Here is a 648-nt window from a genome sequence, read left to right as displayed (position 1 = left end):
CTCGTTCATGGGCGCAGGGAGCAGGGCCGTCCGGCCACTACTCGTTCCCCTCGTTCGCCGCTTGGTCCGGCTGACCGCCCTCGATCAGATACCAGGGCGTAGCGCCATAATCGTAGGGCGGGTAAGGATAGAGCCAGCGCAGGGCATCGAGCGCGGCGCCGTGATAGATGGTCGAGTGGGTCTCGGTTTCGCGGCGGTCGACATAGCGGTATTCCGGCGCGCCTTCGACGGCGTCGAGGGCCGCAAGCAGCGTATCGAGCCCGGCCTGCATCGTGCCGCCCTCATCGCCCATCGTCAGGTAGACGCGCGTGTCCGAATGGCCGGCGGCGGCCAGACGTTCGGCGGCCCGTCCGGCAACGGCCTGATCGTCCCACCACAGGCTGGGCGAGACCGAGATATAGTCGTCGAACAGGTCCGGCTGTTCGAGCAGGGTGTCGACGATGAACAGGCCGGCCAGGCTCTCCCCGATCACGGCCCGGCGCTCGCCGACGCGATAGGTCGCCTCGATGAAGGGGATGACGTCCTGCGCGATATAGGCCCGGAAGGCTTCGGCTCCGCCGGAGGTGTCGAACTGCGTGCGATAGCGCGCGTCCTCGGGCGCGGGCGTGAGCTCGTGGATGCGCTGGGTGGTTTCGATGGCGACCACGA

At 67.9% G+C, this 648-nt stretch carries 1 protein-coding gene; it reads right to left on the bottom strand.

The window, feature by feature from the left end; translation table 11 throughout:
* Positions 1-37: 37 nt before the first annotated feature.
* A partial coding sequence (locus PKF00_RS43995) for an alpha/beta hydrolase (protein ID WP_271223747.1) occupies positions 38-648 on the bottom strand: 611 nt, incomplete at its 5' end.

It is taken from the genome of Streptosporangium carneum (assembly GCF_027922005.1).
In the GTDB taxonomy this organism is placed as follows: domain Bacteria; phylum Actinomycetota; class Actinomycetes; order Streptosporangiales; family Streptosporangiaceae; genus Streptosporangium; species Streptosporangium carneum.
This window is presented reverse-complemented; position numbering and strand designations above follow the sequence as displayed.